This is a genomic window from Rhizobacter sp. P3_B12, from assembly GCF_056402895.1.
This window is the reverse complement of the sequence record NZ_JBFUGN010000341.1, coordinates 1-5850: the sequence shown is the minus strand read 5'-3', so window position 1 is coordinate 5850 and position 5850 is coordinate 1. Positions and strand designations below refer to the sequence as shown.

The following is a 5850-nucleotide window of genomic DNA, read 5'->3' as shown; positions in this document are numbered from 1 at the left end:
CTCTCGCCCTTGGGGCCCTGGCCCTGGCCGCCGCAGCGGCCTGGTTCTGGCTGGCCCGCCCCGCTCCTGTCACTCCTGCAGCCACGGCCCCGCCGCAGCCTGCGCCCGCCCAGGTGGCCACCGCGCCGCCGGCAGCGAGCTCCGGCATCCAGCACCCGATCGAGAACCTGCAGGCCACCGCCCCCGCGGCGGCCCCGGCCGACCTCGCGTCGGCGGTGACGGCGCTGTTCGGCCGCGAGGCGGTGCTGGCGCTGTTCCAGATGAACGACCTGCCCCACCGCGTGGCCGCGACGGTCGATGGCCTGGGTCGCGAGCAGGCGTCCTCGCGCCTGTGGCCGCTCCGCCCGGCCGAGGGCCGGTTCACGGTCGAGCGCCGCGGCGACGGCGAGACCATCGGCGCCGACAACGGCCAGCGCTACACGCCGTACGTGCTGCTGCTCGAGACTGTCGACCTGCGGCAGGCCGTCGCGCTCTACGCGGCGTTCTACCCGCAGTTCCAGCAAGCCTACGAAGACCTCGGCTACCCGGGCAAGTACTTCAACGACCGGCTCGTCGCGGTGATCGACCAGTTGCTCGTCACGCCCGACGCTGCCGAATCGATCGGCGTGCACCTGCCGACGGTCAACAGCCCGGTGCAGCCGACGCGGCCCTGGGTGCTGTACGAGTTCAACGACCCGGCGCTGCAGGCGCTGAGCGCTGGCCAGCGCCTGCTGCTGCGCACCGGGCCGGTCAATGAACGGCGCATCAAGGCGAGGCTGCGCGAGCTGCGGCGCCTGGTCACGGTACCGGCCGCCGCATCGGCCCCGCGCTGAACGCGGACGGGACTCGCTACCTCGCTCAGAACCTCGGCGTGCGCCCCGAAAACCCGGCGTCGTACTTGCGCATCTGCGCCAGGTCATCGCGGTTGCGCACGCCGCAGGCCAGGTACTGCGCGTGGAGTTCGRCCAGCTTGCCGCGATCGAGCTCGACGCCCAGCCCCGGCGTGCCGGGCAGGCGCACCGCACCGTGCTCGAAGGCGATGCGGCCACCCTGGATCACCTCCTCTTCCTGCCAGGGATAGTGCGTGTCGCAGGCATAGGTCAGGTTCGGGATGCTGGCCGCCACGTGGGTCATCGCCATCAGGCTGATGCCCAGGTGCGAGTTCGAATGCATCGACATGCCGAGATCCCACAGCGCGCACATGCGCGCCAGCGTCTGCGTCACGCGCAGGCCGCCCCAGTAGTGGTGGTCCGACAGCAGCACCTTGACGGCCCCGGTTTCCGCCCCCTTGCGGAAGTCGTCGAGCGTCGTGATGACCATGTTGGTGGCCAGGGGCAGGCGGGTGTGCCGGGCGAGCTCGGCCATGCCCTTCAAACCCGGCGTCGGGTCCTCGTAGTACTCGAGCAGTTCGTCGAGTTCCGGTGCGGCCCGGATGCTGGTCTCGAGCGACCAGTTGGCGTTCGGGTCCAGCCGCAGCGGCAGCCCCGGAAAGGCCGTGCGCAGCGCCCGCATGCAGGCGATCTCGTGCGCGGGCTCGAACACGCCCCCCTTCAGCTTGATGCTCTGGAACCCGTACTGGCCGATCATGCGCTGCGCCTGCGCGACGATCTGTTCCGGGCTGATGCCCTCGCTCCAGGCGTCCGCCGCATAGGGCCGCTCGATGTGCTCGGCGTACTTGAAGAACAGGTAGGCGCTGTAGGGCACGGCATCGCGCACCGCGCCACCCAGCAGGTCGACGATCGGCGCCCCGAGCAGCTGCCCTTGCAGGTCGAGCATCGCCACCTCGAAGGTGCTGGTCACCTTGGCGGCGTTCTTCGCCGTGTGCGAGCCGGGGGCCAGCTCGAACTCGATGGCGCCCGGGCTGGGCCGGATGGTCGCGCGCACCCGCTCTTCCATCCGGTTGAGGTCGAACGGCGACAGGCCCAGGACCAGCGCCTTCGCCTGCGCCAGCACGCGCAGCATCGGCTCGTCGCCGTAGGTCTCCGAAATGCCGACGCGGCCGTCGCTGGTTTCGAGTTCGACGATGGAGCGCAACGCCCACGGCTCGTGGATGCCGGCGGCATTGAGCAGCGGGCCGTCGCGAAAGGCGATCGGCGTGATGCGGACGTCGGTGATGCGGATGTCTCTGTGCATGGCAAGGCGCTCGGTTGGATGCTCAGTTCGGCGTGGCACCGGATTTCTTCACCAGCGCCCCCCAGCGCGGGATCTCCCGGGCCATCAGCGCCGACAACTCCGCGGGCGTGCCGCCGACGAGATCCATGCCCAGTTGCCCGCCCAGCTTGGCCTGCACGTCGGGCATCTTCAGCGCCTTGGCGATCTCGGCATGCAGCCGGTGCACGACGGCCTTCGGCGTGCCCTTGGGGGCGTAGACCGCCTGCCATGACGACATCTCGAAACCGGGCACGCCCGACTCGATCATCGTCGGCGTGCCCGGCGACAGCGCGATGCGCTTGCCCGTCGTCACCGCCAGCAGCTTCAGCTTGCCGGACTGCAGCAGCGGCAGCGCGGCAGTCATCTGGTCGAACATGAAGGTGACCTGGCCCGCGGAGACGTCGACCATCGCTGGCGGCGTCCCCTTGTACGGCACGTGTGTGAGCGGCACGCCGATCAGGTCGGCGAACAGTTCGCCCGCCAGGTGGGTGGACGTGCCGGCGCCCGACGACGCGAAGGTGCGCCGCTTCTCGTCCTTCTTGAGCAAGGCGATCAACTCGGCCACCGAGTTCACGCCGAGCGCGGGGTCGACCAGCAGCACGTTGGGCAGCGTGGCCACCAGGGCCACCGGCTCGAAATCCTTCACCGGGTCGTAGGCGAGGTTCTTGTAGAGACTGGCGTTGATCGCGTGCGTGCTGATCGTGCCGCCGAACAGCGTGTACCCGTCGGGCGCGGCCTTGGCGGCGAAGCTCGCGCCGATGCCGCCGCCCTGCCCGGGCTTGTTGTCGACGACCACGGTCTGCTTCAACGCCAGCTGCAGCTTCTCGGCGAGGACGCGCCCGACCACGTCGGTGGAACCGCCCGCCGTGAACGGAACGATGTAGGTGATGGGCTTGGCTTGCGGCCACTCCGGCGTCTGGGCCGCGGCGGCGCCGGCGAGGGCGAGCGACAGCGGCAGGGCGAACGGAAGCGCAAGGAACGACACGAGGGTACGACGATTCAAGGGAGTCTCCGGTGGTGGGCGGGGTGGGCCGCGCTGCATGGGCGTGGYTCGCTGATCCGAAGTGAAGCACTAATATATTAGTGTGTCAATGCACCGACCCCACCGCTAGAATGCGGTCCATGCCTGCCCCGTCCCCCAGCCGTTCCGCCGCCCTGGACCGCTCGCGCCATGCGGCGCCACAGGTCTTCGAGCGCCTGCGCGACCTGATCCTGTCGCTGGAGATGGCGCCGGGCACGGTGCTGTCGCGTGCCGACCTGGCAGCCCACTTCGGCCTCAGCCAGACGCCGGTTCGCGATGCGCTGATCAAGCTCGGCGAAGAGGGCCTGGTCGACATCTTTCCGCAGCACGCCACGGTGGTGAGCCGCATCGATGCGGCGGCGGCCGTGCAGGCGCAGTTCCTGCGCCGCTCGATCGAGGCCGAGGTGGTGCTCACGCTGACCGGGCATGCCGACGCGCTGCTGCTCAGCCAGTTGCGCGCGCAGATCGACGTGCAGACGGCGCTGATGGGCAGCACCGCCTACCTCGAGTTCATCGCGGCCGACCGGGCGTTCCACCGGCTGATGTACGTCGCCGCGGGCGTGCCGGACCTGTTCGACCTGGTGCGCAAGCACAGCGGGCACGTCGACCGCCTGCGCATGCTGAACCTGCCCACGCTCGGCAAGCAGCGCGCGATCGTGCGCGACCACCGCCGCATCGTCGACGCCATCGCCGGCGGCGACGCGGCGGCGGCGCAGACGAGCTTGCGCGATCACCTCTCCGGCACCCTGGGGCAGATCGACGCGATCCGCCTGGCGCATCCGGATTACTTCACGGCGTAGCGACGAAGGAGCCAGCCCCATGGCCAAGTACTTGATCTCCTTCCCCAGCGCGGCGATGTCCTGAGCCATGAGCAAAAGCGTTTCTCTCAATCGAATGCATCGCCTTGCCCTCACCGCTTCCGCGCTGCTGGTCGTCGGCTGCGACTTCGACCCGGAGAAGGTCTTCGACGCGCTCTCGGGGCGCGAAACGAACGTGGTCGTCCTGGCCAGGCAGCCGGTGCTGCTCACGCCCGAACCCACGGTGCTGACCTCCAGCGAAACGATGAAGATCGTCGGAGAGTGGACTTCGCTGTGCCTGTCGCTGCGAGGCGGCATCCCCTTGCAGGATTCCAGGACGATGGACCAGGCCTTCGCGGCCGCCATGCAGAACGCCAGGGTGTCGGTCCATGTCGTTCTTGCGAACGGAGATCGTGTCGCGTTGAGACCGCCTCTGCAGGCCTGGAGCATGCGCGGCAAGGTGCTCAAGAACGATGAACTGGCGGCCTGCGCGAGCACGCCGTGCAAGGCCGATTTGCCCGTGGGTGCGCAAGTCGCCAGGATCGAGGTCTCCTCGGAGCCTGCCCTGTCCGTTCAGGGGATCTATTGGCAGTCGGAGCGAGGTCCGCTCGAGAAGCYGGCCCCGYCACCTGTCGTCGCTGCGGCCTCGGCGCCGCGGGCGAAGTCGTCGTGTGCGGCGCGAGCAGCCTGACCCGCGTTCAACCCACGGCCGTCCAGGCGGTGAAGCCAGCCGTCGCCACCAGGCCCGCGCCCACCACGCGCATCAGCAGGCGCCGGCCCTGCGGGTTCGCCTTCAGCCACCCGCCGCCGCGGCTGGCCACCACCGCCAGCGCGCCATAGACCGCCGCCTGGGTCGCATTGGTCACCACCGCCAGTTCCGCCACCTGGACCCAGAATCCGCCGCGTTCCGGGTGCACGAACTGCGGCATGACCGCGAGGGTGAAGAGATAGGCCTTCGGGTTGAGCAGGCTGGTGGCGATGGCACCTCGAAACGCCTTGCCGCCCGATGCCGGCGCCGGCCCGCCCCCCGCATCCGCGGCCGATGCCGCGCGCCACACGCTCCAGCCGATCCACGCGACGTAGGCTGCGCCTGCCAGCAGCATCGCCGTGAAGAGCCCGGGCACCGCCTTCACCACGAGAGCCACACCGGCCGCACCGATCACCATGTGGCACAGCCCGCCGGCCATGATGCCGGCCACCGCGCTCGCGCCGCTGCGCAGCCCGCCCACCAGCGAATGGCCCATCACGAAGGCCATGTCCATGCCCGGCAGCACGATGATGCCGAAGACCAGCGCGAAGTACAGCGCGAGTTCGGRCCCGGCGATCACAGTGCACCCGCCCGGGTCAGCTCCATGACCCAGTTGGTTTCCCAGGTGCTGCCGCCGTCGGTGTCGGCAGCGGGCGCGGCGCTGGCCGGCACGACGCCGGCGGCGAGGCAGAAGGCGAACAAGGCACAAAGGGAACGCAGGGGATTCATGAAAGGCTCCTGGTGCGTGGTGGTGAAGGAGCCGCTACGATAGGGCCCATATAGGACAGATTCGGCCCTGTATCGAATCCCGCCCCTCATGYCTGCCCCTGCCACCCGAGTGCTCACCGTGCTGGAACTGCTGCAGGCCCGCGGCATGGTGGGCGGCGCCGAACTGGCCGAGCGCCTGCAGGTGGATCGCCGCACGGTGCGCCGCTACATCGCGATGCTGGCGGACCTGGGCATTCCGATCGCCGCCGAGCGCGGGCGCGACGGCGGCTACCGGCTGATGCCCGGCTTCAAGCTGCCGCCGCTGATGTTCACCGACGACGAAGCGCTGGCGCTCACCGTGGGCCTGCGCGCCGCGCGGCACCTGGGCCTGGCGGAGGCGGCGCCGGCCACCGCCAGCGCGCTGGCCAAGATCGAGCGCGTCACGC

The 5850-nt window shown here is 69.9% G+C and carries 8 protein-coding genes; 4 read left to right on the top strand and 4 right to left on the bottom strand.

Annotated features, from left to right (window positions below):
* Positions 1–812: DUF3014 domain-containing protein (locus tag AC1D01_RS17870; RefSeq protein WP_477868579.1), on the top strand; the 812-nt coding region annotated here is incomplete at its 5' end.
* Between the two features lie 25 nt (positions 813–837).
* On the opposite strand, the gene AC1D01_RS17865 is transcribed toward AC1D01_RS17870, so the two are convergent.
* Complete coding sequence (locus AC1D01_RS17865; RefSeq protein ID WP_477868577.1) at positions 838–2112, bottom strand: glucarate dehydratase family protein; 1275 nt, start codon at positions 2110–2112, stop codon at positions 838–840.
* 22 nt (positions 2113–2134) lie between these two features.
* Entirely contained in the window at positions 2135–3172 is a 1038-nt protein-coding gene (locus AC1D01_RS17860; protein ID WP_477868575.1) for a Bug family tripartite tricarboxylate transporter substrate binding protein, read from the bottom strand.
* Positions 3173–3252: 80 nt separating this feature from the next.
* Here AC1D01_RS17860 and AC1D01_RS17855 point away from each other — a divergent pair, with 80 nt between their 5' ends.
* Both AC1D01_RS17855 and AC1D01_RS17850 read left to right on the top strand, forming a co-directional pair.
* The gene (locus AC1D01_RS17855; protein ID WP_477868573.1) at positions 3253–3951 is read left to right on the top strand and encodes a GntR family transcriptional regulator; all 699 of its coding nucleotides are present in this window, start codon (positions 3253–3255) and stop codon (positions 3949–3951) included.
* A gap of 67 nt (positions 3952–4018) precedes the next feature.
* A complete protein-coding gene (locus tag AC1D01_RS17850; protein WP_477868571.1) occupies positions 4019–4639 on the top strand; it encodes a hypothetical protein in 621 nt (206 codons plus the stop codon).
* A 7-nt stretch (positions 4640–4646) separates the two neighbouring features.
* Here the strand turns inward: AC1D01_RS17850 and AC1D01_RS17845 are convergent, their stop codons facing one another.
* Positions 4647–5276 carry a LysE family translocator gene (locus AC1D01_RS17845; RefSeq protein WP_477868569.1) on the bottom strand — a complete coding sequence of 210 codons (630 nt, stop codon included), beginning with the start codon at positions 5274–5276 and terminating at the stop codon, positions 4647–4649.
* Entirely contained in the window at positions 5273–5425 is a 153-nt protein-coding gene (locus tag AC1D01_RS17840; protein ID WP_477868567.1) for a hypothetical protein, read from the bottom strand. The genes AC1D01_RS17845 and AC1D01_RS17840 overlap by 4 nt, the downstream gene beginning before the upstream one ends.
* Before the next feature lie 88 nt (positions 5426–5513).
* On the opposite strand from AC1D01_RS17840, the gene AC1D01_RS17835 reads away from it, so the two are divergent.
* Positions 5514–5850: helix-turn-helix transcriptional regulator (locus AC1D01_RS17835; RefSeq protein ID WP_477868565.1), on the top strand; the 337-nt coding region annotated here is incomplete at its 3' end.

What these genes read in the sequence shown, in the direction of transcription:
- AC1D01_RS17860 (WP_477868575.1), bottom strand. Translation starts at nt 3,172, where the DNA reads ATGCAGCGCGGCCCACCCCGCCCACCACCGGAGACTCCCTTGAATCGT.
- AC1D01_RS17855 (WP_477868573.1), top strand. Translation starts at nt 3,253, where the DNA reads ATGCCTGCCCCGTCCCCCAGCCGTTCCGCCGCCCTGGACCGCTCGCGC.
- AC1D01_RS17840 (WP_477868567.1), bottom strand. Translation starts at nt 5,425, where the DNA reads ATGAATCCCCTGCGTTCCCTTTGTGCCTTGTTCGCCTTCTGCCTCGCC.